This window comes from Shewanella sp. NKUCC06_TVS (genome assembly GCF_019345515.1).
GTDB classification, from domain to species: domain Bacteria; phylum Pseudomonadota; class Gammaproteobacteria; order Enterobacterales; family Shewanellaceae; genus Shewanella; species Shewanella oncorhynchi.
The window spans coordinates 14,167-39,559 of the sequence record NZ_JAHKQX010000023.1 but is presented as its reverse complement, the minus strand read 5'-3'; the positions used below and the strand labels follow the sequence as shown (position 1 = coordinate 39,559).

The 25,393-nt window shown below is 45.6% G+C and carries 21 protein-coding genes; 6 read left to right on the top strand and 15 right to left on the bottom strand.

Annotated features, from left to right (window positions below; all coding sequences use genetic code 11):
- Positions 1 to 118: 118 nt before the first annotated feature.
- The 4 genes from corA to cobB form a co-directional block, all read right to left on the bottom strand.
- On the bottom strand, positions 119 to 1,066 hold the full coding sequence (gene corA, locus KO531_RS20495; RefSeq protein ID WP_105252689.1) for a magnesium/cobalt transporter CorA: 948 nt from the start codon (positions 1,064 to 1,066) through the stop codon (positions 119 to 121).
- A 127-nt stretch (positions 1,067 to 1,193) separates the two neighbouring features.
- Positions 1,194 to 1,565: a hypothetical protein gene (locus KO531_RS20490; RefSeq protein WP_219252120.1), complete on the bottom strand. Its 372-nt coding sequence runs from the start codon at positions 1,563 to 1,565 to the stop codon at positions 1,194 to 1,196.
- A gap of 324 nt (positions 1,566 to 1,889) precedes the next feature.
- Complete coding sequence (locus KO531_RS20485; protein ID WP_219252119.1) at positions 1,890 to 2,339, bottom strand: ATP-binding protein; 450 nt, start codon at positions 2,337 to 2,339, stop codon at positions 1,890 to 1,892.
- Positions 2,336 to 3,067: a Sir2 family NAD+-dependent deacetylase gene (gene cobB, locus KO531_RS20480; RefSeq protein WP_219252118.1), complete on the bottom strand. Its 732-nt coding sequence runs from the start codon at positions 3,065 to 3,067 to the stop codon at positions 2,336 to 2,338. The genes KO531_RS20485 and cobB overlap by 4 nt, the downstream gene beginning before the upstream one ends.
- 257 nt (positions 3,068 to 3,324) lie before the next feature.
- Here cobB and fur point away from each other — a divergent pair, with 257 nt between their 5' ends.
- Complete coding sequence (fur, locus tag KO531_RS20475; protein ID WP_028759706.1) at positions 3,325 to 3,756, top strand: ferric iron uptake transcriptional regulator; 432 nt, start codon at positions 3,325 to 3,327, stop codon at positions 3,754 to 3,756.
- Between the two features lie 83 nt (positions 3,757 to 3,839).
- On the opposite strand, the gene KO531_RS20470 is transcribed toward fur, so the two are convergent.
- The 10 genes from KO531_RS20470 to sdhC form a co-directional block, all read right to left on the bottom strand.
- Positions 3,840 to 4,337 (bottom strand): GNAT family N-acetyltransferase, encoded by a 498-nt coding sequence (locus tag KO531_RS20470; RefSeq protein ID WP_113940522.1) that lies wholly within the window; start codon positions 4,335 to 4,337, stop codon positions 3,840 to 3,842.
- Positions 4,338 to 4,432: 95 nt separating this feature from the next.
- The gene (rnk, locus tag KO531_RS20465) at positions 4,433 to 4,840 is read right to left on the bottom strand and encodes a nucleoside diphosphate kinase regulator (protein ID WP_028759704.1); all 408 of its coding nucleotides are present in this window, start codon (positions 4,838 to 4,840) and stop codon (positions 4,433 to 4,435) included.
- Positions 4,841 to 5,240: 400 nt separating this feature from the next.
- Entirely contained in the window at positions 5,241 to 6,113 is an 873-nt protein-coding gene (gene sucD / locus KO531_RS20460; protein WP_219252117.1) for a succinate--CoA ligase subunit alpha, read from the bottom strand.
- Entirely contained in the window at positions 6,113 to 7,279 is a 1,167-nt protein-coding gene (gene sucC / locus KO531_RS20455) for an ADP-forming succinate--CoA ligase subunit beta (RefSeq protein ID WP_006081976.1), read from the bottom strand. The genes sucD and sucC overlap by 1 nt, the downstream gene beginning before the upstream one ends.
- A gap of 105 nt (positions 7,280 to 7,384) precedes the next feature.
- Positions 7,385 to 8,575 carry a 2-oxoglutarate dehydrogenase complex dihydrolipoyllysine-residue succinyltransferase gene (gene odhB, locus KO531_RS20450; RefSeq protein WP_105252694.1) on the bottom strand — a complete coding sequence of 397 codons (1,191 nt, stop codon included), beginning with the start codon at positions 8,573 to 8,575 and terminating at the stop codon, positions 7,385 to 7,387.
- Between the two features lie 31 nt (positions 8,576 to 8,606).
- Complete coding sequence (sucA, locus tag KO531_RS20445) at positions 8,607 to 11,438, bottom strand: 2-oxoglutarate dehydrogenase E1 component (protein WP_198572331.1); 2,832 nt, start codon at positions 11,436 to 11,438, stop codon at positions 8,607 to 8,609.
- A 214-nt stretch (positions 11,439 to 11,652) separates the two neighbouring features.
- Positions 11,653 to 12,360: a succinate dehydrogenase iron-sulfur subunit gene (locus KO531_RS20440; RefSeq protein ID WP_028759701.1), complete on the bottom strand. Its 708-nt coding sequence runs from the start codon at positions 12,358 to 12,360 to the stop codon at positions 11,653 to 11,655.
- A gap of 11 nt (positions 12,361 to 12,371) precedes the next feature.
- The gene (sdhA, locus tag KO531_RS20435; protein ID WP_011847025.1) at positions 12,372 to 14,138 is read right to left on the bottom strand and encodes a succinate dehydrogenase flavoprotein subunit; all 1,767 of its coding nucleotides are present in this window, start codon (positions 14,136 to 14,138) and stop codon (positions 12,372 to 12,374) included.
- Positions 14,139 to 14,486: a succinate dehydrogenase, hydrophobic membrane anchor protein gene (gene sdhD / locus KO531_RS20430; protein ID WP_106650761.1), complete on the bottom strand. Its 348-nt coding sequence runs from the start codon at positions 14,484 to 14,486 to the stop codon at positions 14,139 to 14,141. It lies immediately after the preceding gene.
- Entirely contained in the window at positions 14,480 to 14,875 is a 396-nt protein-coding gene (gene sdhC, locus KO531_RS20425) for a succinate dehydrogenase, cytochrome b556 subunit (protein WP_012089416.1), read from the bottom strand. The genes sdhD and sdhC overlap by 7 nt, the downstream gene beginning before the upstream one ends.
- A gap of 414 nt (positions 14,876 to 15,289) precedes the next feature.
- Here sdhC and KO531_RS20420 point away from each other — a divergent pair, with 414 nt between their 5' ends.
- From KO531_RS20420 to KO531_RS20405, 4 genes are all read left to right on the top strand, one after another.
- On the top strand, positions 15,290 to 16,576 hold the full coding sequence (locus KO531_RS20420) for a citrate synthase (RefSeq protein ID WP_105252697.1): 1,287 nt from the start codon (positions 15,290 to 15,292) through the stop codon (positions 16,574 to 16,576).
- Between the two features lie 298 nt (positions 16,577 to 16,874).
- Positions 16,875 to 17,939: an efflux RND transporter periplasmic adaptor subunit gene (locus tag KO531_RS20415; RefSeq protein ID WP_219252116.1), complete on the top strand. Its 1,065-nt coding sequence runs from the start codon at positions 16,875 to 16,877 to the stop codon at positions 17,937 to 17,939.
- Between the two features lie 12 nt (positions 17,940 to 17,951).
- A complete protein-coding gene (locus KO531_RS20410; RefSeq protein WP_219252115.1) occupies positions 17,952 to 21,203 on the top strand; it encodes an efflux RND transporter permease subunit in 3,252 nt (1,083 codons plus the stop codon).
- Positions 21,200 to 24,247, top strand: coding sequence for an efflux RND transporter permease subunit (locus KO531_RS20405; protein ID WP_219252114.1), 3,048 nt, complete (start codon positions 21,200 to 21,202; stop codon positions 24,245 to 24,247). The genes KO531_RS20410 and KO531_RS20405 overlap by 4 nt, the downstream gene beginning before the upstream one ends.
- Before the next feature lie 124 nt (positions 24,248 to 24,371).
- On the opposite strand, the gene yqfB is transcribed toward KO531_RS20405, so the two are convergent.
- The gene (gene yqfB / locus KO531_RS20400) at positions 24,372 to 24,689 is read right to left on the bottom strand and encodes a N(4)-acetylcytidine aminohydrolase (protein WP_173496818.1); all 318 of its coding nucleotides are present in this window, start codon (positions 24,687 to 24,689) and stop codon (positions 24,372 to 24,374) included.
- A gap of 338 nt (positions 24,690 to 25,027) precedes the next feature.
- On the opposite strand from yqfB, the gene KO531_RS20395 reads away from it, so the two are divergent.
- On the top strand, positions 25,028 to 25,225 hold the full coding sequence (locus KO531_RS20395; protein WP_028759693.1) for a DUF2986 domain-containing protein: 198 nt from the start codon (positions 25,028 to 25,030) through the stop codon (positions 25,223 to 25,225).
- Positions 25,226 to 25,393: the final 168 nt, after the last annotated feature.

Here is a 25,393-nt window from a genome sequence, read left to right as displayed (position 1 = left end):
TCATTGAATAAAAGTCATTGAATGAACGTAGTTAAATGGCAGTGATAAAAATAAGGGTCGAATATTGCATTCGACCCTTATTTTAAATTCGAGAAAACCAACACAGCTAGCGCCAGACTTATAACCAATGCTTACGTTTAAAGAAGAAGTAAGTACCTGCGGCACTGGCTAACATCATCACAATCGCCATAGGGTAACCGTATTGCCACTCAAGCTCAGGCATGCTGGCAAAGTTCATCCCATAACTACTGGCAATCAAGGTCGGTGGTAGAAACACCACAGCGGCAACCGAGAAGATTTTGATGATTTTGTTCTGCTGCAGACCACTGAAACCCATGGCCGCATCGAGCAGAAAGTTTAACTTATCGAAAATAAACTGACTGTGGGGCATCAGCGACTCGATATCCGACAACATTTCCCGCAAGTCCTTTAAATGTTCATCGGATAACTGGCCACGATAATAACGCTGCATATAACGCAGTGAGCGCTGAGTATCGAGCAAACTTAATCGGATTTTACCATTAGAGTCTTCTTGCAGAGTGATGAGTTTAAATACATCGTCAAGTTCGTCGTTATCAAATACTTGCTCACCGACATTTTCAAGTACAGTGTAAACGTCTTCAATTAAGTCAGATAGATAATCCACTTTCAGATTAAATAACTCGAGAAACAATTCCTGCGGTGTCGATACTTCTAACCGCCCTAAACGCAAATAGTTACGCAGCAAACGGATAAGACCTACGTCTTCTTCACGAATTGTCAGTAAAAAATTGCTACGAAGGTTGAAGGAAACGTTAACGCCGCGCACATCTTGGCCGACACGCTGTGGGAATAACGAATTAATATGCAAGCCGTCACTGTTTTGATAAAAACGTGCTGAGGCCTCAATTTCATTGATATCTTCTTCGTCAGGCACTTCTTCAACAGAAAAATGACTTAACCACTCTCGCTCCTCATCATCGGGTTTATACAGATCTAACCAAATGGTCGATGCGGGAATACTGTCCAGTATGCCGAGCTCTGTCACAGTAAGGTGACGATTATCATAGACATAAGCAGTAATCATTTGTCCTCCTGAAAAAAAACTTAAGTTAACGATTCCACTTAAGTGCAGGCTAAAAAATTGTCGCTAGTTTACCGCATAAGTTGGCAATGAAAAGGCGTGCAAGGTAATTTAGTAAAATAAATATGCCTTAATCGGTTTCGATAATTGCCAACCGTTCTTGGGTCGAAAAGCGAATATGTATGCCATCGATAGTGACCATTTTCGAGTCTGAGATATCCCCTTTTCGCACACGATACTCGCCGTTATTGTCGGCATTCGGTGACACAATTCTCACAGTGACAATTCTATGCTGATCGCGCCAATACCAAACACTGTAACTCAGCAGGCTAAATCCAATCACCACAAACACACCCGTCAACAGGTGTCGGCGCCACAGCGGTTCACTAAAACGCTTTGAACTGAGATTAACTGCCAGAGGTTCAATCTGACGCTTGCGTTTCACCAGTAAAAACCAAGCGCCAGCAATGACTAAGACTGTTAGTAAAATTTTAATGAGCATGGTTCTTTCCTCTGATAAACGTCCGCTTGTGCTCAATGGTCTCGATCAAGCCAGCAGCAATCTTGCATTGACCCTTCAATGCCACACAAGTTAGCGCATTATACGCAGACTTATGTGGATAAACTGTCTTTGGGATCAAGCTTAAAGTGCACAGTCAAATAGACAAGGCGAATGTACGAGCCATACACATGCACATAGACATAGACAAAGCAGAACGTTGAAACAGAGTACAACAGACTTATGACAGGGCGAAAACACTGCGGGACCTATACCTAAAATTGATTGCTACAGATCACAACACTCAACATAAGTAAGTACCTGACATTAAAAATCTTCAAATCCCTTCGCCATACGCTGAATTTGTGCCAAAGGAACGCCGTGGCGATTGCGTGTCGCGCATTCCTGCTGATGAGCCAGACTGCTTGGTTCACCCACAAGCACAATTCTAACTTGATAACCTAAGGCTTTTGCCGCCGCTTCATAGGCCATGTATTCCCAGTGGCACAGATTGGTATTGTCACAAATCACCACGGGCTCGCTTGAAGAAAGTGCCTGAATAAACCCCGTCAAATTACATTGATGAAACTCAGGTAATTTCTTGGCATCAAAACGGTATTCATCTTCATGGTAGAAAAAACTATCGGTCGAAAATACGCCACGTTGCCGCACGCAAATGGCTTTTTCTAAAGGAAGGGAAAGAATGTAAGCTTCAACCCAATGTGACTTACCACTGCCCGGTAAGCCACGCATTATAATCGCAACTTTTTCGCTCATGTGTTCGACTCACTGCCAATCACTCGACCCGCTAAAATGGTATCAACCAACTGAGGCACTAACTCCCCCGCTTTTCCTGTGAGGTGATATTGAAACTGACTGTGTCTATCGGGTGCCATCATATTCACTTCGACTGTTTGAGCCCCATGATGGTTAGCAGTATCCACAAAGCCCGCGGCAGGATACACAGTGCCAGAGGTGCCAATGGCAATAAACAAGTCACAGTTATCGAGCGCATCGTGAATTCGATCCATCCCTAAGGGCATTTCACCAAACCACACCACATGGGGGCGTAATCGCTGAGCCGGAATACAACAAGTACAGCAATTATCGGCACCAAAGGGCTCACGTAAAATAAAGGTCTGACGTGAGCGCGGACAACGGCCTTTGGATAATTCACCGTGCATATGCAATAGACGGCGCGAGCCCGCACGCTCATGCAGATCATCAATATTTTGTGTGATGATAAGTAATTGACCTTTAAAGTCCGCTTCCAACTTTGACAAGGCCACATGCGCTGCATTGGGTTCAACCGTGCCACTGTGCAGTTGCAACCAACGACAATTGTAAAATCGCTCTACCAATTCAGCATCACGTTCATATCCTTCTGGCGTAGCAACGTCTTCAATATGATGTTCTTCCCATAGACCATCTTGATCGCGAAAGGTGCGTAAACCCGACTCAGCTGAGATCCCCGCGCCGGTTAACACCACAATTTGCTGGTACATGCCGATTCCTTATTATTTTATTTATTTGAATTATTCTCACTGACTTTGGCAGCCGTGAATATTATTCCTTGGTATAACCATACAAAAACTATGCTTGAATTGCCGCAAAATATTGTGATTTAACGCCTATTGACACAATTTATCTGCATATCGCCCTAGAAAGCCAGAACAAAGGTTTAAGTTTTCAACCTGAGCACCTATAATGGCAAACACTATCCACGGATGAACCTATTGGTTCTGCAATCAAGAGATTAGCAATGACAGATGGAAATCAAGCGCTAAAAAAAGCGGGTTTGAAAATTACCCTGCCACGAGTCAAGATCCTAGAACTGATGCAAGGACCTGAAAACCAACATATCAGTGCAGAAGATTTGTACAAGAAGCTGCTCGATATCGGTGAAGAAATTGGTCTAGCCACCGTCTACCGTGTGTTAAACCAATTTGATGATGCAGGTATTGTCAGTCGCCATCATTTTGAGAGCGGTAAAGCCGTTTTCGAACTATCGACTCAGCATCATCATGATCACTTAGTTTGCCTCTCGTGTGGCAAAGTGATTGAGTTTTCAGATGAAGTCATCGAACGTCGTCAAGATGAAATTGCCATGAAACACAACATTAAGCTGACTAATCACAGCTTATATTTGTACGGCACTTGCACCAACGATACCTGTGAGCATAACGACGCCTAAGTCGGCCATTGTGTTTATAAAGCATTAAGCAAAAAACCAGCCTAAGGCTGGTTTTTTATTGGATGATGTTTACGGGTAAACCGCTATAACACCTTGGCGTAGATATTCACTTGATGGCCCATAAACTCATTTTGCTCACGCCAATGCATGCCCACACGCTTAGCCACACCTTCAGAACCGAGATTCCCTGCTAAGATAAGTGCAATCGTCTGATCAATACCAAAACGTTTAAATTCGGCTAATGCAGCAAATGCGGCCTCAGTACCAATTCCTGTTCCCCAATACTCAGGGAAATAACGATAACCCAGTTCGACTTCGCTGAATTCTGGAATAAATTTCGGACCACAAAAACCAATCACCCGCTTATCGGCTTTATGCTCTACCGCCCAACGACCAAAACCATGTTGCTGATAATCGACTTGGATCACCTTGTGAAACAACTCAACCGCCTGCTCGCGAGCTGTAAATGCCGCGGTGGGAATGTACTTCAGCATCGCGGGATTACTGTTCATCAAATAAAGCGCTTCACAATCTTGCTCAGTAAATGGTCGAATAATTAACCGTTCAGTTTGGGTTATCATCTTTGCTCCTTCAAAAATGGCACTTAAAAATCAACCAATGGTTCGCTTAAAGTGCACTGGCGTAACGTCAACGACACTACGCCAATACCTCAAACTTAACGGTGGAAATCACCACTGCGTTCAGGTTGATACAGGATTTCCTCAATACGCACTTTTACCATAGAACCACCCGGACCTGGCCATTCAATTTCATCACCTTGAGAGAGCCCTAATAATGCGCTGCCCACCGGCGCCAAAATAGAAATCGTGCCCGCGCCGTTCACGTCTTTTGGATACACTAAACGTAAACAGAAAGTCTCATTACTGGATGAAACGCTAAACTTCACTTCTGAATTCATGGTCACCACATTCGCGGGCACCTGTGATGCAGGCACAATATCGGCTCTGTCTAATTCAGCCTCCAATGCCGCTTTGCCCGGAAACGCATTTGCCGGCAGTGACTCCAATAATCGCTCTAGTCTTTCTAAGTCAATTTCCGAAATAATGATTTTAGGTGTTTTCACAGTTTTTCCCTCGTAAAAAAATGTGATGTTTAAGCCGTTACTGTGGCTAACATCGACTCTGTTGCTTACCCTCCCCCAATGCGATAAGCCCCATAAAACAAATACGCTCGCAACGATAAACTGCAACCGTGTTAAATAAATTTGAGTTCAAGATTTTTTGCAGAACAGCACTGAAGCCATAAGCACTTAGCTCATGGTTAATGGCTCTACTCACATTATCCTCGCCAATGACACAGACGAGCGCGTAGTAGAGAAGCATCAATCTAACCCGTAGAAGAAAAAATATCTAGTCTTCATGGTGTTAGCTCAATCCCATTCCTGTCATTTACAGCGATTCGCTGCCGAAATTACAGCCAATAAAAAAGGCGCCTTAGGCGCCTTTTATATTCGAAAGGTTAGCTTACCAACCTGTACGAATACGCAGCGCTTTGCCGATATCAGCAAGCGAGCGGACAGTTGTTACGCCCGCTGCTTCTAATGCAGCAAATTTGTCTTCTGCAGTACCTTTACCGCCAGCGATAATCGCGCCAGCATGGCCCATACGCTTACCAGCAGGTGCAGTGACACCCGCAATATAAGACACAACAGGTTTAGTCACGTGTGCTTTAATGAAAGCCGCCGCATCTTCCTCAGCGTTACCACCGATTTCACCGATCATAACGATCGCTTCAGTCTGTGGATCGTTTTGGAACATTTCCAGTACATCAATGAAGCTAGTACCTGGAATTGGGTCACCACCAATACCTACACAAGTAGATTGGCCGAAACCTTCATCCGTCGTTTGCTTAACCGCTTCATAAGTCAGAGTACCTGAACGAGAAACGATACCCACTTTGCCTTTTAAGTGGATGTGAGCAGGCATGATGCCGATCTTACATTCACCTGGGGTGATAACACCTGGGCAGTTAGGGCCGATCATGCGAACGCCAGTTTCTTCAAGCTTCACTTTAACTTGCAGCATGTCCAGTGTAGGAATGCCTTCAGTGATACAAACGATAAGCTCGATGCCACCGTCGATAGCTTCAAGAATGGCATCCTTACAGAACGGAGCCGGTACATAGATCACAGAAGCAGTTGCGCCAGTCGCAGCCACAGCGTCTTTCACAGTGTTGAACACTGGCAGACCTAAGTGAGTTTGACCACCTTTACCAGGAGACACACCACCCACCATTTGCGTACCGTAATCGATAGCTTGTTGTGAGTGGAATGTACCTTGACCGCCAGTGAAACCTTGGCAAATTACCTTGGTATCTTTATTGATTAAGACAGACATTATTTGCCCTCCGCAGCTTTAACTACTTGCTCAGCCGCGTCAGTTAGACTGGTAGCTGCAATGATATCTAGACCTGATTTAGCTAATACTTCACGGCCAAGTTCAGCGTTAGTACCTTCTAAACGAACCACAACAGGTACTTTAACGCCCACTTCTTTAACAGCGCCGATAATACCTTCTGCGATCATGTCACAACGTACGATACCGCCGAAAATGTTAACCAGAACCGCTTTCACATTGCTGTCAGACAGAATGATTTTGAATGCTTCTGCTACACGTTCTTTCGTCGCGCCGCCGCCTACGTCTAAGAAGTTCGCTGGCTTGCCACCGTGCAAGTTAACGATATCCATAGTACCCATCGCCAGACCTGCACCGTTCACCATACAGCCAACGTTACCGTCTAATGCAACGTAGTTCAGCTCGAACTTAGCAGCGTGAGCTTCGCGGGCATCATCCTGTGATGGATCGTGCATGCCTTTGATTTTTGGTTGACGATAAAGTGCGTTACCGTCGATACCGATTTTACCGTCTAGGCAGTGTAGGTTGCCTTCAGTGGTAATAACCAGTGGGTTGATTTCAAGCAATGCGAAATCATGATCAACGAACATAGTCGCCAGACCCATGAAAATCTTAGTGAACTGCTTCATTTGAGTTGGGTTTAAACCTAACTTGAAGCCAAGATCACGTGCTTGATAACCTTGTGGGCCAGTCAAAGGATCGATGATTGCAGTGTGGATGAGTTCTGGCGTTTCTTCTGCCACTTTCTCAATTTCAACACCACCTTCAGTCGACGCCATGAACACAACACGACGAGTCGCGCGGTCAACAACGGCACCTAAGTACAGTTCGTTAGCAATGTCGGTACAGCTTTCTACTAAAATTTTAGCAACTGGCTGGCCTTTCTCATCAGTTTGATAAGTCACCAGATTTTTGCCTAACCAGTGTTCGGCAAAGGCTCTGATTTCTTCTTTATCGCCAGTGACTTTAACGCCACCTGCTTTACCGCGGCCGCCTGCGTGTACTTGACACTTAACAACCCATAAATTTCCGCCAATATGGCCTGCCGCTTCTACAGCTTCTTGGGCTGTATCACATGCAAAACCTTCTGACACTGGTAAACCATATTCGGCAAATAAGGATTTTGCCTGATACTCATGCAAATTCATGATGATCTATCCGTATACTTCTAATCAAATCCAACTGGCCCGTTTGGGCCAGTCACGAGGGTATGTCTGGCTATTTCTTTAAGCGCAATCTCTTATCGAGTTGTGTTACAGATCAAGCAGCAGACGAGTTGGGTCTTCTAGGAAGTCTTTAATCGCAACCAAGAAACCAACAGACTCACGGCCATCAACAATACGATGGTCATATGAGAGTGCTAGGTACATCATGGGCAGGATTTCAACCTGACCATTGACTGCCATTGGGCGATCTTTAATGGCATGCATGCCTAAAATCGCACTTTGTGGCAGGTTAAGGATCGGTGTAGACATCAGTGAACCGAAAACACCACCGTTAGTCACAGTGAAGTTACCGCCAGTCATGTCAGCCACAGTCAGCTTACCGTCACGGCCTTTAAGGGCTAAGTCACGAACTGCTTTTTCGATTTCAGCTAAGTTCATGGTATCTGTGTCACGTAACACTGGTGTTACCAGACCACGTGGTGTTGATACTGCAATGCTGATGTCGAAGTAGTTGTGATAGACGATATCGTCGCCATCAATAGACGCGTTGACTTCTGGGAAACGTTTCAGCGCTTCAGTCACGGCTTTGATGTAGAAAGACATAAAGCCTAAACGGATACCGTGGCGCTTTTCAAAGATATCTTGGTATTGCTTACGGATATCCATGATGGGCTTCATGTTCACTTCGTTAAACGTCGTGAGCATAGCGGTAGAGTTTTTCGCTTCTAACAAGCGGTTTGCGATTGTCTTACGCAGACGTGTCATTGGCACGCGCTTCTCGCTACGGCCAGCCGCTAACGGAGCTACAGCAGGTGCTGCTGGCGCCGCAGCTTTAGGGGCAGACTTAACGAAGGCTTCTACGTCTTCTTTCGTAATACGACCACCCACACCAGTGCCTTTTACTTTGCTGGCATCAACATTGTGCTCAGCCAGTAAACGGCGAACAGATGGGCTTAACGCATCACTGCTTTCATCGCTAGTTTCAGCTACAGGCGTTGCCGCTTCAGCTTGCGCTTTAGTGACTTCTTTGCCCGATACAGCACCGGCGATAAATTTAGCGATCACTTGTTCACCCAGAACAGTGGCGCCTTCTTCAAATAAGAACTCGCCAATGTGGCCATCTTCTGGCGCAACCACTTCAAGAACCACTTTATCGGTTTCAATATCAACCAGGTTTTGATCACGAGAAACTTGCTCGCCCACTTTCACATGCCAAGTGGCAATCGTGGCATCGGCAACAGATTCTGGTAGTACGGGTACCTTGATTTCGATACTCATGAAAAACTATCCTTTTATAAAATGTCTATTACTACAGTGCGATTGTAAGTTTCAGGGCACTGTTCACTAAAGATTCTTGCTGATGTGTGTGCAACTCAGGGTAACCACACGCTGGTGCAGCTGACGCTTCACGACCAGCATAAGTTAACTGTGCACCTGCAGGAACCGCGGCCCAGAAATGGTGTTGACTAGAGTACCAAGCACCTTGGTTCTGTGGCTCTTCCTGACACCAAACAAAATCTTTCACATGTTGGTAATCAGCCAAAGCAACGATCATTTCATCATGTGGGAACGGATATAACTGTTCGACACGGATTAACGCTACGTTAGTGATATTTTCTTTACGACGTTTTTCCAGCAGTTCGAAGTAAACCTTACCACTGCAGAAGACAACTCGGTCAACCTTGCTTGCTTCCAACGTATCGATTTCACCGATCACATTTTGGAAACTGCCATTGGCTAATTCTTCCAAGCTTGAAACCGCTAATGGATGACGTAGTAATGACTTAGGCGACATAACGATAAGTGGACGACGCATAGGACGCACCACTTGGCGGCGCAACATATGGTAGACCTGTGCAGGTGTTGAAGGCACACACACTTGCATATTGTGGTTAGCACACATCTGCAAGAAACGCTCTAAACGGGCGCTTGAATGCTCAGGGCCTTGACCTTCATAGCCATGGGGTAACAGCATAGTCAGACCACATAAACGGCCCCACTTCTGCTCACCCGATGACAAGAACTGATCGATTACCACTTGGGCACAGTTAGCAAAGTCACCAAACTGGGCTTCCCAAATAGTCAATCCGCCGGGTTCTGCTGTGGCATAACCATACTCAAACGCCAGTACTGAGGCTTCAGATAATACTGAGTCAGTAATATCAATTGGGCCTTGTTCATCAGCAATATTGCGCAGTGGCATGTAAGTCGTGCCATCGTTTTGATTGTGCAATACAGCATGACGATGGAAGAAAGTACCGCGGCCAGAATCCTGACCTGTAATACGTACACGCTTGTTGTCTTCCAGAATTGAGGCATAAGCCAGCGTTTCTGCAAAACCCCAATCGAGTGGCTTCTCGCCTTTTGCCATAGCTAAACGGTCACTATAAATCTTAGCAACCCGTGATTGCAATGGATGACTTTCAGGTACATAGCTCAGTTTGTCAGCCAGACTTTGTAAACGCTCAGCCGACATAGAGGCTTGATACGCTTCGTCCCACTCACGACCGATATACGGAGTCCAGTCAACAGAATGCAGCGTCATTGGGCGCCATTCTTTAACCACACAATCACCTTGATCTAATGCATCACGGTAATTATTGATAAGACCAGTCACATCATCAGCTGCCATCACGTTTTCAGCGATTAGCTTGTCTGCATAAATCTTACGTGGCGTTGGGTGTTTCTTGATCTTGGCATACATCAGCGGCTGAGTTGCACTTGGCTCATCGGCTTCGTTATGGCCATGACGGCGATAACAGACCAATTCAACCACCACATCACGTTTGAACTCGTTACGATAATCAACGGCTAACTGCGACACAAAAGCAACGGCTTCGGGATCATCAGAGTTAACGTGGAAAATCGGTGCCTGAACCATCTTAGCGATGTCAGTACAGTATTCAGTCGAACGAGTGTCCGCATGGTTAGACGTCGTGAAACCCACTTGGTTGTTCACTACGATGCGAATACTGCCGCCGACTTTAAAGCCACGGGTTTGAGACATGTTGAATGTCTCTTGTACTATCCCTTGACCTGCAATTGCAGAGTCACCGTGGATAGTAATAGGCATGACTTGTAAGCCATCCTTACAACCGCGACGGTCTTGACGGGCACGTACAGAGCCAATCACCACAGGGTTAACGATTTCAAGGTGCGATGGGTTAAAGGCCAGTGCTAAATGCACATTGCCGCCCGGCGTTTCAAAATCAGAGGAGAAACCTTGGTGGTACTTAACGTCACCAGAACCGTGGGTATCAGCATGCTTACCCGCGAACTCGTCAAACAGTTCAGCTGGACGCTTACCTAATACGTTCACCAACACGTTCAGACGACCACGGTGAGCCATACCGACGACGATTTCTTTAGTACCGGCTTCACCTGCACGATAAATAATTTCGCGCATCATAGGCACTAACGCATCACCGCCTTCTAACGAGAAACGTTTCGCACCAGGGAATTTAGCACCTAAGTATTTTTCAATACCTTCTGCGGCGTTAAGGCCTTCAAGAATGCGTGTCTTAACACTTTTATCGTAGTTAGCTTTACCTAAGGAAGGTTCGAGACGTTGTTGGATCCAGCGTTTCTCATCGGTATCGGTAATGTGCATATATTCAGCACCGATAGAACCACAGTAGGTGGCTTTCAGCGCTTTTACCAAATCCGCGAGCTTCATGGTTTCGCCACCATGAGCAAAAGAACCTGTATTAAACTCACGTTCCATGTCTTCTTTAGTCAAGCCGTGGAAGGCAGGATCTAAATCAGCTACGGGTTCACGTTTCCACAGTTCGAGGGGATCAAGATTAGCACCTTGGTGACCACGGAAACGATGGGCGTTAATTAATTGCAGGACTTTAACTTGTTTAGCATCCATTTCAGGATCCGTCACACGAGCTGAGCTCTTATGGCGACCTTCTAACGCTAAACTGCGAAAATAATCACGTACTTTTGAGTGAGCAGCTTCAGGCGCATCAACAGAGGCACCGTTCACAGGAGGGAGATTATCAAATACCGCACGCCAATCATCAGCGACTGACTGTGGGTCTTCTTGATAGGCTTCATACATCTCTTCTACGTAGGTCGAATTTGCACCACTTAAGTGAGATGATTCGAGCCAGGCTTTCATGATGCCTTGGTGCATTTCTATTCCTTTCAAACTTTATACACGTGCTTAGCCATAGTATTAAATATGCAGTCTGTAGAGATTACCTTCGACGCATAATTTCTGCCGCCCCTAGATGTCCAGATATACGGCGCGTTGTCTTCCATTACATACGCAAAAGAGTCACCTTCTGCTACCAGAAAGTGACTCTTCAAGAGCTATATTATTATTGGTTTCAGCTCGGGTTCTCGCATTACACTGCTCGCTTCAACAGCATGGACTTAATATGACCAATTGCTTTAGTCGGATTAAGACCTTTTGGACAAACGTCAACGCAGTTCATGATGCCATGGCAACGGAACACGCTATAGGCGTCGTCCAGCTCAGATAAACGTTCTTCTGTAGCTGTATCGCGACTGTCGATCAAGAAACGATATGCGTGAAGCAGACCGCTTGGACCGATAAACTTATCAGGATTCCACCAGAATGATGGGCAAGCCGTAGAACAACAGGCACACATGATACATTCGTACAAACCATCTAAATGAGCACGCTCTTCAGGGGATTGTAAGTGTTCACGAGCAGGTTGTTTCTCATCATTGATGAGGTAAGGCTTGATCTTCTCATACTGCTTATAGAACTGAGTTAAATCAACAACTAAGTCACGAACAACTGGCATACCTGGTAATGGACGTATTTCTAATTTCTTGCCTTTAAAGGTTGAAATTGGGGTAATACACGCCAGACCATTCTTACCATTCATGTTCACGCCGTCTGAACCACACACGCCTTCACGGCATGAACGACGGAATGACAAAGTCGGATCTTGCTCTTTCAACTTGATCAGTGCATCGAGCACCATCATGTCAGAGCCTTCAGCCACTTCTAAGCTGTAATCCTGCATATACGGTTTAGTATCTACGTCAGGATTGTAGCGATAAACTGCAAATGTCAATTTCATCTTTGCAACTCCTAGTAGGTACGTTTCTTCGGCGGGAATGCTTCACGTAACTTAGGTGCCATGTTCACTGCACGACGATCCATCGTTTCAGTGATTGGGTCAAATAAGCTGTGGCATAACCAGTTCTCATCATCACGCTCTAAATAATCTTCACGTGAGTGAGCACCGCGGCTTTCAGTACGGAAGTTAGCCGCATAAGCCGTGGCGATTGCCGTTGCCATCAAGTTATCTAACTCTAAACATTCAATACGTTGAGTATTGAATTCACGAGAGTTATCAGACAATTTAGCATTTGCAAGACGTTCACGAATCACTTTCAACTGCTCTAACCCTTCAGCCATAGCATCGCCACGACGGAATACAGAGAAGTTTAATTGCATACACAATTGCAGATCCTTACGGATTTGCGCTGGATCTTCGCCATCTTTGTTGCTTTCCCAACGATTCAGACGCGCCAGAGAGGCTTGAATATCCGCATCGCTAGCATCTTTTGGATCGTCAGTCTCATCCAAAGCTTTACCTAAATGCTGACCCGCTGCGCGGCCAAAGACCACTAAGTCAAGCAGTGAGTTACCACCTAAACGGTTTGCACCATGTACAGATACACAGGCAATCTCACCCACAGCGAACAGACCAATAACATCTTGTTCAGTGCCGTCTTCATTCTTACGAATAACTTGACCACTGACCTTAGTTGGTAGACCGCCCATCATATAGTGACAGGTTGGTAGTACTGGAATTGGACCATCGGCTGGATCGATATGGGCAAAAGTACGAGACAATTCACACACGCCTGGTAAACGTGCTTCTAATGTTTCTTTACCTAAGTGATCAAGCTTGAGCAAACAGTGTGGGCCTAATGGACCGTCTAAACCACGACCTTCGCGGATTTCAGTCATCATAGAACGTGCTACCACGTCGCGTGATGCCAAATCTTTCGCGTTAGGGGCATAACGCTCCATGAAACGCTCGCCGTCTTTGTTCAGCAGATAACCACCTTCACCACGACAGCCTTCAGTCACAAGTACACCCGCGCCGGCGATGCCAGTTGGGTGGAATTGCCACATTTCCATGTCTTGCATTTGCACGCCAGCACGCATTGCCATACCTACGCCGTCACCGGTGTTGATATGCGCGTTAGTCGTCGAAGCGTAAATACGCCCTGCACCACCTGTCGCTAGAATCGTTGCCTTAGCTTTGAAATAAACGATATCGCCCGTTTCAATTTCAATCGCAGTACAACCCACAACGGCGCCATCATCGTTTTTAACGAGATCTAATGCATACCATTCTGAGAAGACTTGCGTCTTATGCTTAACGTTTTGTTGGTATAAACAGTGAAGCAAAGCATGACCAGTACGGTCGGCAGCTGCCGCAGTACGCGCAGCCTGCTCGCCACCAAAGTTCTTAGATTGACCACCAAATGGACGTTGGTAAATCGTGCCATTTTCGAAACGAGAGAAAGGCAAACCCATTTGCTCAAGTTCAATCACGGCTTCAGGACCGGTTTTACACATGAATTCAATCGCTTCTTGGTCACCGATAAAATCGGAACCTTTCACGGTATCGTACATGTGCTGTTCCCAATGATCTTCATGGGCGTTACCTAACGCAACAGTGATACCACCCTGCGCAGATACGGTATGAGAACGAGTTGGAAATACTTTTGATAAAAGCGCACAGCTTTTACCTTCTTTGGAAATCTGCAGCGCTGCACGCATACCAGCGCCACCGGCACCGATCACTACAGCATCAAATTCGCGTACTGGAATACTCACTTAGACACCCCACACAATAACAATGCCGGCCGCTAAATAACAAAATACGGTAACGACAAAGGTGAACTGTAAAACACCACGTAACGACGTGCACTTGACGTAATCTGTCAGCACTTGCCATACACCAATCCAAGCGTGTACGAGTAATGCAACCAGCGTCAGAAGTGTAAACACTTTCATTGGCAGAGCGCTAAAAAGGCTATGCCAGACGTCGTAGGTGAGAGGGGAACTACATGCAATAAAGCCAACCAAGAAAATGGTGTAACAGGCGAGGATCACTGCACTAGCGCGTAGTAGAATAAAGTCATGAACACCACTGCGTCCAAAACTTGCTGCATTGGTTACCATACCCAGATCCCCGCTATGATTGAAAAGGCTACCGTTAAGGCAAATACAGCTTTCGCTGATGCGGCACCCGATGACAATTCTTCCCAACGACCGGTATCCATTACTAAGTGGCGCAGGCCACCAAACAAGTGATACGCCAGTGCAGTCATAATGCCCCACAGGATAAACTTCATCACGAAGTTATCGAATAGAGACTGTACGCCAGCGAAACTTTCAGCTGATGCTAAAGATGAATTTAGCAACCAAATGAGAATGCCAACTGCGAACAGCATGATGACACCGGAAACACGGTGAAGAATTGACACAATCGCTGTTGCAGGAAAGCGAATGGTCTGCAGATCTAAATGGACAGGTCTTTGCTTTTTCACGTTCTGCTCACTCAGCTCCATTGAGCATTTTTTTTGTTATGTGAACCGCTTTTGTACAAACTTTAAACAGGAGGTTGATCACTGCAAAAGTAAACACAAAAGCAAAGTTTAAACAAACAGTTAACTATCTGAGCACGCACTCATTTAACATGTAAACAAAGGGTGCTTTATAATCGTTGTTTGCGGCCCTTATTGGGCGAGGCAAGTATACTCGCGGCAAATGTCAAATACAAACATCACAGAATGCAAATTATGTTTTTTTGACTATTTTTTACTGTAAGTGCCAGTTACAAATAGAAAAGTAAAGGCTTTTATACCATGGTCTAACAAATTTAAACGCTTATTTAAATTGAAATGTGATCTAGAATGGCTGTAAAGTAATGGCGGTTTGACATGCCGCACTCACAGATAAGAACTAAGTAAGGAGAACGGGGTATGGCTGATTTAAAAGCCAAATTAGAATTACCAGGGAACGACTCGATAGAATTGCCAGTAAAGCAGGGAACCGCTGGTTTTGACGTAATCGATATCAGTAAACTTGGCAGCAAAGGTTACTTTACTTTTGATCCAGGTTTTCTTGCGACTGCCTCCTGTGAATCTGCAATTACCTATATTGATGGTGATCTGGGTATATTGTTACACCGTGGCTATCCAATCGATCAACTTGCCGTTGACTCCGATTACCTAGACCTGTGTTATTTGCTGCTTTACGGTGAACTGCCGACCAAAGCGCAATATACTGAGTTTGTACATACAGTTAAAACCCACACTATGGTTCACGAGCAGCTAGCCTTCTTCTTTAGAGGTTTCCGTCGTGATGCTCATCCTATGGCCATGTTATGTGGTGTGACGGGTGCATTATCTGCATTTTACCAAGACTCTCTGGATGTTAACGATCCACGTCACCGCGAAATCGCCGCTTATCGCTTAGTCTCAAAAATGCCTACGATAGCAGCCATGTGCTACAAGTATTCTTCAGGCCAGCCATTCGTGTACCCACGTAATGACTTAAGCTATGCAGGCAACTTCTTAAGCATGATGTTTGCTGTACCGTGCGAAGAATACGTCGTGAACCCTATTGTTGAACGTGCAATGGACAGGATCTTCATTTTACATGCAGATCATGAACAAAACGCATCGACTTCAACAGTACGTTTAGCCGGTTCTTCAGGTGCAAACCCATTTGCGTGTATCGCAGCGGGTATCGCATCTCTTTGGGGCCCTGCACACGGCGGCGCTAACGAAGCCTGTTTGCAAATGTTAGAAGAAATCGGTTCAGTTGACCGTATTCCTGAATTCATTGAACGCGCTAAAGATAAAAATGATCCTTTCCGTCTGATGGGCTTTGGACACCGTGTTTACAAAAACTTTGACCCACGAGCCAAAGTGATGCGTGAAACCTGTCATGAAGTGCTGAAAGAACTGAAAGTACAAGACCCACTCTTGGATGTGGCAATGGAGCTTGAGCGCATTGCACTTGAAGACGAATACTTCATTTCTAAAAAGCTGTATCCAAACGTCGACTTCTACTCTGGCATCATCATGAAAGCCATTGGTATTCCAACCAGTATGTTTACTGTGCTGTTCGCACTGGCACGTACTGTAGGCTGGATTGCTCACTGGAAAGAAATGTTAGATCAACCAGGCCACAAAATCAGCCGTCCACGTCAGTTATATACTGGTGAAACTGCGCGTGATTTCGTCGCACAAGACAAACGCTAAGTCCCACGACTTACGCATTAAAAAGCGCCTAAGGGCGCTTTTTTCATTTCAAATAATCCTCTTTTAGACTTCCTTCTCCTGACAAAATACATTGTTGCAATTGCGCACTTGTGTAATCTTAATTAACCGCGTTTAGTTATTCTCATCACTTTTTAAACCTTTTGGCTACATTTAGTAAGAATCACAAATCACACTTAGCCAAAAATACGACTAATAGACTGAAATTAAAAAACTTTATACATTGGCACGGTTTATGCTAAAAACTGGCATCACAATAAAGACAACAGGTAACATTCTTATGGAAAAGTCAAAAATTGCTCAATTCACCCTGCCACTGCTAATGATTTCGATGCTAGCAGCCTGTGGTGAGGAAGAAGTGGTCAAAAAAGAAGAAAAATATGCCATTCCCGTCGAAACCACTACAGTGATGCAAGGAAACGTTTCTTCTTTTTACAGTACAACTGCCACCTTAGAAGCGCCACAGGAAGCCAATGTAGTGAGTCGTATATCAGGGCTCATTGAATCTCTCGCTGTTGAAGAAGGTGACCGCGTTCAAAAGGGACAAGTGCTGGCTGTCATCGATGCCAAGAGGCAGCAATATGATTTAGACCGCTCAGAAGCCGAAGTCAAAATCATCGAGCAAGAATTAAATCGTCTGAAGAAAATGAGCAACAGAGAATTTATCAGCGCGGATTCAATGGCCAAACTTGAATATAACTTGCAAGCCGCTATCGCTAAGAAAGATCTCGCCGAACTGCAAGTAAAAGAAAGCCGCGTCCTTTCCCCTATCAGCGGTGTAATTGCTAAACGCTATGTTAAAGCTGGCAATATGGCGAAGGAATTTGGCGATTTGTTTTATATAGTCAACCAAGATGAACTCCACGGTATAGTTCATTTGCCAGAGCAACAGCTTGCGAGCTTAAAACTCGGCCAAGAAGCACAAGTGTTTAGTAATCAACATAGCAAGAATGCTATCCACGCCAAAGTGTTGCGCATAAGCCCGATTGTGGACCCACAAAGTGGCACCTTTAAGGTGACACTTGCTGTGCCGAATCAAGAGGCGCGCCTTAAGGCTGGCATGTTTACCCGGGTTGAGCTCAAATACGATACCCACGAGAACGTGATTACTGTTCCCTACAGTGCCTTGATTAACCAAGATAACAGGCAAGCGCTTTATGTTATTGATGGTACCAATGCGAACCGTCGTGAAGTCGAAATTGGCTACCGTGAAGGTGATTCGGTAGAAGTGATTACAGGTATTAACCCCGGTGAGCAAGTCGTTACCCGTGGCCAGCAAAACTTGAAAGACCAATCCTTAGTCGAAGTGATCACCCCACTCGATCTTGCTTCCGCTAAGAACTGATAGGAGCCTTTCATGTCAATTATCAGCACTTCCGTTAAACGGCCTGTCACGGTATGGATGTTCATGCTGGCGGTGATTTTATTCGGTATGGTGGGATTTTCCCGCCTAGCGGTGAAGTTACTGCCAGACTTAAGCTATCCCACGTTAACCATTCGCACTATGTATGACGGCGCGGCGCCAGTTGAAGTCGAACAGCTCGTCTCTAAACCAATTGAAGAAGCCGTTGGCGTGGTCAAAGGCTTACGTAAAATCAGTTCTATTTCGCGCTCAGGCATGTCAGATGTGGTGCTTGAGTTTGAATGGGGCACAACAATGGATATGGCGAGTTTAGATGTACGTGAAAAACTCGACACTATCGCTCTGCCGCTCGATGTAAAAAAGCCCTTATTACTTCGTTTTAACCCCAATCTCGACCCCATTATGCGTCTTGCGCTGTCGGTGCCCAATGCATCTGAAGCCGATCTCAAACAAATGCGCACCTATGCAGAGGAAGAGCTTAAGCGTCGTTTAGAGGCGCTATCTGGGGTCGCCGCCGTGCGTTTATCTGGTGGCCTAGAGCAAGAAGTGCATATTCAGCTCAATCAAGAAAAACTGTCGCAGCTCAATCTCAATGCCGATGATATTAAACGTCGTATTAATGAGGAAAACATCAACCTCTCTGCGGGTAAAGTGATCCAAGGTGATCGCGAATACTTAGTACGAACGCTAAACCAATTCAACTCATTAGATGAACTCGGCCAAGTGATCGTCTATCGCGACGAGCAAGCTTTAGTCCGTTTATTCGAAGTTGCTACCATCACAGATGCCTACAAAGAGCGTAGTGATATCACCCGCATCGGCAGTCAAGAATCGATTGAACTGGCCATTTATAAAGAAGGTGATGCAAATACTGTCGCTGTCGCCAAAAAACTGCGCGATGAACTCGTCAAAATCAATCAAGACCCTAAGCAAAATAAGCTCGAAGTTATTTACGATCAGTCTGAGTTTATCGAAAGTGCGGTCAGCGAAGTCACCTCTTCTGCGCTGATGGGCAGCTTGTTATCTATGCTAGTGATTTACCTGTTCTTGCGTAATATCATCCCGACACTGATTATTTCTATCTCGATTCCCTTCTCAGTCATCGCCACCTTTAACATGATGTATTTTGCCGATATCAGCTTAAATATCATGTCATTAGGTGGTATCGCCCTTGCCATCGGCCTCTTGGTCGATAACGCCATTGTGGTATTAGAGAACATAGACCGCTGCCGTAGCGAAGGCATGAGTAAATTAGAAGCTGCAGTGACAGGGACTAAAGAAGTGGCAGGCGCGATTTTTGCCTCAACACTCACCACTCTTGCGGTGTTTGTGCCACTAGTATTTGTGGATGGGATTGCCGGCGCCCTCTTCTCAGATCAAGCGCTAACGGTCACTTTTGCGCTGTTAGCATCGCTATTAGTCGCGTTAACGTCCATTCCAATGCTGGCATCACGTGAAGGCTTTAAAACCTTACCCGCGCTGATAAAAACGACACCTAAGGATAAACCCACCACTAAAATGGGCAAGCTTAAACACTATAGCGCGACTGTGTTTTCCTTTCCTATTCTATTAATTGTTAGTTACTTACCCAGTGCACTACTGACCTTAGTGTTGATTTTAGGCCGCTTTTTTTCATGGCTTATTGGTCTAGTGATGCGCCCGTTAAGCTCAGCATTTAACTTTGTCTACCACAGTATTGAGAAGGTTTATTACAAGCTTCTGGCCTCGGCGCTGCGCCAACAAAAAGCAACACTGTTACTCACGATTGCAATAACAGGCGCTTGTATTAGCTTGTTACCGCGACTTGGTATGGAGCTTATTCCGCCAATGAATCAGGGTGAGTTTTATGTGGAGATCTTGCTACCGCCGGGTACGGCAGTGAGCGAAACAGACAAGATATTACAGCAACTTGCACTGTCCATTAAAGACAGAGCCGAAGTTAAACATGCTTATAGCCAAGCCGGTAGTGGCGGTTTGATGACTTCGGATACTGCCCGCGGGGGTGAAAACTGGGGCCGCTTGCAAGTGGTGCTTAACGACCACAGTGCCTATAACGCAGTCACTCAAGTATTACGTGATACTGCGCGCCGCATTCCTGAACTTGAAGCGAAAATTGAGCAACCTGAGTTATTCAGCTTTAAAACGCCACTGGAGATTGAACTCACAGGTTACGATTTAAACTTGCTCAAACGCAGCGCAGATAGTCTCGTCAAAGCATTATCCGCCTCGGAGCGTTTTGCCGACGTGAACACCAGTCTACGTGATGGTCAACCTGAGCTAAGTATCCGTTTCGATCATGCAAGGTTAGCGGCTCTAGGAATGGATGCGCCAACGGTTGCAAACCGTATTGCCCAACGTGTTGGTGGTACTGTTGCCAGTCAATACACAGTGCGTGACCGTAAGATTGATATTCTGGTGCGCAGTGAACTCGCGGAGCGGGATCAAATCAGCGATATCGATGCCTTAATCATCAATCCGAATAGCAGTCAGCCTATTGCATTAAGCGCAGTTGCAGAAGTTTCATTGCAATTAGGCCCATCTGCGATTAACCGCATCAGCCAACAACGTGTAGCTCTCGTATCAGCTAACCTCGCCTATGGTGATTTAAGCGATGCGGTTGCACAGGCGCAGCAGATACTATCGCAACAAGTGTTACCCGCATCGGTTCAGGCCCGTTTTGGTGGTCAAAATGAGGAAATGGAGCACTCATTCCAATCACTCAAAATTGCCCTGATCTTAGCGATTTTCTTGGTGTATTTAGTCATGGCGAGTCAGTTTGAATCACTACTGCACCCCTTGCTTATCCTTTTTGCCGTACCTATGGCATTAGGTGGCAGTGTACTTGGGCTTTATATCACCCAAACTCATTTGAGTGTGGTGGTATTTATTGGCCTTATCATGTTGGCGGGGATCGTCGTGAACAACGCGATTGTGCTTGTGGATCGGATCAATCAACTGCGTAGCGAAGGTGCTCAAAAACTTGATGCCATTCGCGATGCAGCTAAATCGCGCCTACGCCCGATTATGATGACAACCCTCACCACGACCTTAGGCTTATTGCCGATGGCACTAGGTCTAGGTGATGGCTCAGAGGTGCGCGCACCGATGGCGATTACGGTGATCTTTGGTCTGAGTTTATCAACACTACTGACCTTAATTGTGCTCCCAGTGCTCTATGCCCTGTTCGACCGTAAAGAATACGCCGTAACTAGCTCACATGTAAACGTAGAGGAGGCTCGCCCATGAACCTCACCCGTTTAGCCATTAAGCGCCCCGTAACCACCAGCATGTTCTTCTTTGCTATCTTGCTGTTTGGTCTCGCCTCGAGTCGCCTATTACCGCTGGAAATGTTCCCCGGTATCGATATCCCACAGATAGTGGTGGAAGTGCCTTACAAAGGCTCGACCCCTGCTGAAGTGGAACGCGATATTACCAAAGTGCTGGAGGAATCCCTCGCGACTATGGGTGGGATTGATGAGCTTGAATCAGAATCCTCCCAAGAAGGCGCCGAAATCGAAATCAACATGAAGTGGGGGGAAAACGTTGCCACTAAGAGCTTAGAAGCGCGGGAAAAAATCGATGCTGTACGACATTTACTGCCCAAGGATGTGGAGCGGGTCTTTATCCGCCAATTCTCCACCGCCGACATGCCTGTGCTCACCATACGCATCTCAAGTGATCGTGAGCTTTCAGGTGCATTCGATCTACTCGATAAACAGCTCAAGCGTCCACTTGAACGTGTTGAAGGTGTCTCTAAGGTCAGCCTGTACGGCGTTGAGCAAAAGCAAATTGAGGTACGCATCAATGCCGACCGCCTTGCCGCCAGTGGATTTTCAGCCACTGATTTGCAACAACGTCTCGGCAGAGAGAACTTTGTGCTGAGCGCAGGTACACTCAGGGCCAGTAATATCGTTTATCAAGTTTCACCTAAGGGTGAGTTTAGAAACCTTGAAGATATCAAAGCACTAGTACTGCTCCCCGGATTGACCTTAGGCGATATCGCCGATGTGCAATTTGCCCTACCTGAACGTATCGAAGGTCGACATTTAGATAAGCACTATGCCGTGGGTTTGGATGTTTTTAAGGAATCTGGCGCTAACTTAGTCGAAGTGTCAGACCGTGTAATGAAGGTGATTGAGCTTGCGAAACAGGACCAACAGTTCCAAGGTATTCGCCTATTTATCATGGAAGATCAAGCCTCTGGAGTAAAATCTTCACTAATGGATTTGCTGCTTTCAGGGTTAATCGGTGCACTGCTGTCCTTTGTCGTGCTGTACTTATTCCTGCGTAATTTGAAAATGACTTTAGTGGTTGTGTCATCCGTACCTATTTCAATTGGTATGACGCTCGCCGCTATGTATCTACTCGGTTACAGCTTGAATATTCTGTCTATGATGGGGCTCCTGCTCGCCGTCGGTATGTTGATTGATAATGCTGTGGTTGTCACTGAGAGCGTACTGCAGGAAAAACAAGGTAAACACCCTAAAGACAATGAAGAGTCAGTCATGACGGGGGTCGATAAAGTGTCTCTGGCGGTATTGGCAGGCACAATGACAACCGCCATTGTATTTTTACCTAATATTTTTGGCGTAAAAGTCGAGATCACCATTTTTCTAGAGCATGTTGCTATTGCGATTTGTATCTCACTCGCAGCGTCGCTATTGGTCGCAAAAACCTTAATCCCTTTGATGTTGACTAAGTTCCACTTCGACATCGCCCCCGAAAAGGATGCGGGTAAATTACAACGTTTCTACAATAATACCCTAGATTGGGTATTGCTCAGACCTTGGCGCTCAGGTGTGATTGCTGTAGCGATCCTCGCATCCACCGCCCTGCCGCTATCTATGGTTAAACAGGATCAAGAAGACAGCGAGAGCAATGAACGAATCTACATTAACTACCAAGTAGAAGGTCGACATAATCTCAATGTCACTGAGGCGATGATCAACCAAATGGAAGAATATCTTTATAACAATAAAGAGGAATTCCATATTGATTCTGTCTACAGCTATTATGCCTCTGACGATGGCTCATCAGTGATCCTCCTAAAGAAAGATTTGCCTATGTCAGTGGATGAGTTAAAAAAGAAAATCCGCAGTGGCTTTCCTAAGTATTCCATCGCCAAACCACAATTTGGCTGGGGCAATGACAACTCTGGCGTGCGAGTCACACTGACAGGACGTTCAACCTCTGAGCTGATTAACTTGAGCGAGCAAGTTATTCCTTTGTTGCAAAATATCAAAGGATTACAAGATGTTCGCTCCGAGCTTAACGGCGCTCAGCAAGAAGTGATTATCCGCATTGATAGACAAATGGCGGCGCGGTTAGATTTAAAACTCAATGAAATTGCCTCAAGTATCTCCATGGCACTGCGCGGTTCACCGCTGCGATCCTTCCGCCACGATCCTAATGGCGAGCTGCGCATCGAAATGGCCTACGAGAAAGAATGGCAAAAGTCACTTGAGAAACTCAAGCAGTTACCCATAGTACGCCTCGACCAAAGAGTGTACACCTTAGATAATCTGGCGAAGATTGAGATCCAACCCCGCTTCGATACTATCAAACACTTCAATCGCCAAACTTCGCTGTCGATTGGGGCTAACTTAGAAAACCTCACCACAGAAGAGGCGCAAACTAAGATTAAGCAAGTGATGGAAAATATCCGTTTCCCCGATGGTTACGACTATTCACTCCGTGGTGGCTTCGAGCGCCAAGATGAAGATCAGAACGTGATGGTGACTAATATGCTCTTGGCTGTCGCGATGATTTATATTGTTATGGCGGCGTTGTTTGAATCTCTACTGTTACCGACGGCGATTATTACCTCGATCCTATTTTCCATCACAGGTGTATTCTGGGCGCTGTTTATCACAGGCACCCCTATTTCTGTGATGGCAATGATAGGTATCTTGATTTTAATGGGGATTGTGGTAAACAACGGTATCGTTCTGGTAGATCAAATCAATCAGATGACACCGGATCTCGACAAATTGTCTGACACCATTCGGGAGGTGTGTATCACCCGTTTGCGGCCAGTGTTAATGACAGTAGGTACAACAGTACTGGGATTAGTCCCACTGGCGATGGGTGATACCCAAATCGGTGGCGGCGGCCCGCCATATTACCCCATGGCAATCGCCATTATCGGTGGCTTATCGTTCTCGACAGTGACTAGTTTGTACTTAGTCCCCCTGTGCTATCAAGCATTTTATCGGATGCGTCACCGCGCAGCGATTCGCTTAGGCCAAGCCGATCACTTTGCCAAAAAACTGTTACCTTGGACGGTTTAGTTGTCTTGGATAGCTGATGTTCTTGAACAGTTCAGCAATCTTCGACAACTTAATATGCCATTGAATTTGTAATAAAAAGGCTGCTGTGCGGCCTTTTTTCTTTTACGAATTACGCTCTATACTTTTACTGCGGTAAAACCCTAAACTGGATCATAAACAATTGCTCAAGACCGGGATAAATTTCTGCAATCACATCACGTAGCTGCGGCAACGTCATATTCTCTTGCTTAGCATGAATGTCTGAGAGCTCAGTTAAGGTCACTGGCACGACATCAATAATATAGATATCACAAAACCAGCGGTCGGTTTCGAAGGTTGAAACGGGAAGTGTTTGACCTGCAATCACATGGGATTCCGTTTCATCACGCAATGTAATGGTTTTAGTGCCACTTAATATATCGTGCTCAAAGCGCTCAAAAAAAGTGATTTTAGTTAATAACACACATCTTCCTCAACTCAGGATATGAGCAATAAAATAACAGTAGAGTCAATTATTCAAACTCATAATGCTAGGCAATATAATGGCTTTTGATCCACACTGACAGCCTACACCACAGAATTTGCAGCATTTGTCGTGTGAAATACTAACAGTACCGTTTGAGTCAAATTGTTATGCTAACGCCATATAGCAAAACTAGTTCCCAAAGAGTAGCCGTTGTTTTCGACAAAATTCAGCAAAACATGGTCAGTTCGCTCAGATTGAGTTAGAATCCCGCCTCAATTGAGCCCTTGGCCTCATATTCCTGCGCGTAGCGGGTGCGAAACGAAATTAGAGACGTCATGAACAAGAAACAAAAGATCATCAAGAAAATAGCTAAACGCGCTAAGGCCAGACTGAATAAAGTCGACCCAGTGACTATCGGCTCACCTGCAAAATCAGGTTACATCTCTAAGGCTGATCGCGCAAAAATGGCAGCATCAGAAGCCGCGACTGAACAAGTCGAAGGCCAACAAGACACGCCAAGTATTGAAGAATAAGAAGCTCAGCAGAATAGTCTTTTAACAGCGTATTTTGGCATTGTTAACTTAACTAAATGAAGTGCAAACGCCGTTTCAAACAAAATGCCACAAGCAATCTTGTGGCATTTTGTTTTTCAGCATTCCTATCATTAGCAGCTTTCTGACTTCTCCTCATTATTAAGAGCT

What these genes read in the sequence shown, in the direction of transcription:
- KO531_RS20490 (WP_219252120.1), bottom strand. Translation starts at nt 1,565, where the DNA reads ATGCTCATTAAAATTTTACTAACAGTCTTAGTCATTGCTGGCGCTTGG.
- sdhC (WP_012089416.1), bottom strand. Translation starts at nt 14,875, where the DNA reads ATGGAGCTGAGTGAGCAGAACGTGAAAAAGCAAAGACCTGTCCATTTA.
- fur (WP_028759706.1), top strand. Translation starts at nt 3,325, where the DNA reads ATGACAGATGGAAATCAAGCGCTAAAAAAAGCGGGTTTGAAAATTACC.
- sucA (WP_198572331.1), bottom strand. Translation starts at nt 11,438, where the DNA reads ATGCACCAAGGCATCATGAAAGCCTGGCTCGAATCATCTCACTTAAGT.
- KO531_RS20405 (WP_219252114.1), top strand. Translation starts at nt 21,200, where the DNA reads ATGAACCTCACCCGTTTAGCCATTAAGCGCCCCGTAACCACCAGCATG.
- KO531_RS20410 (WP_219252115.1), top strand. Translation starts at nt 17,952, where the DNA reads ATGTCAATTATCAGCACTTCCGTTAAACGGCCTGTCACGGTATGGATG.
- KO531_RS20470 (WP_113940522.1), bottom strand. Translation starts at nt 4,337, where the DNA reads ATGATAACCCAAACTGAACGGTTAATTATTCGACCATTTACTGAGCAA.
- odhB (WP_105252694.1), bottom strand. Translation starts at nt 8,575, where the DNA reads ATGAGTATCGAAATCAAGGTACCCGTACTACCAGAATCTGTTGCCGAT.
- cobB (WP_219252118.1), bottom strand. Translation starts at nt 3,067, where the DNA reads ATGTACCAGCAAATTGTGGTGTTAACCGGCGCGGGGATCTCAGCTGAG.
- KO531_RS20415 (WP_219252116.1), top strand. Translation starts at nt 16,875, where the DNA reads ATGGAAAAGTCAAAAATTGCTCAATTCACCCTGCCACTGCTAATGATT.
- sdhD (WP_106650761.1), bottom strand. Translation starts at nt 14,486, where the DNA reads ATGGTAACCAATGCAGCAAGTTTTGGACGCAGTGGTGTTCATGACTTT.
- sucC (WP_006081976.1), bottom strand. Translation starts at nt 7,279, where the DNA reads ATGAATTTGCATGAGTATCAGGCAAAATCCTTATTTGCCGAATATGGT.
- KO531_RS20485 (WP_219252119.1), bottom strand. Translation starts at nt 2,339, where the DNA reads ATGAGCGAAAAAGTTGCGATTATAATGCGTGGCTTACCGGGCAGTGGT.
- sucD (WP_219252117.1), bottom strand. Translation starts at nt 6,113, where the DNA reads ATGTCTGTCTTAATCAATAAAGATACCAAGGTAATTTGCCAAGGTTTC.
- KO531_RS20420 (WP_105252697.1), top strand. Translation starts at nt 15,290, where the DNA reads ATGGCTGATTTAAAAGCCAAATTAGAATTACCAGGGAACGACTCGATA.
- KO531_RS20440 (WP_028759701.1), bottom strand. Translation starts at nt 12,360, where the DNA reads ATGAAATTGACATTTGCAGTTTATCGCTACAATCCTGACGTAGATACT.
- corA (WP_105252689.1), bottom strand. Translation starts at nt 1,066, where the DNA reads ATGATTACTGCTTATGTCTATGATAATCGTCACCTTACTGTGACAGAG.
- KO531_RS20395 (WP_028759693.1), top strand. Translation starts at nt 25,028, where the DNA reads ATGAACAAGAAACAAAAGATCATCAAGAAAATAGCTAAACGCGCTAAG.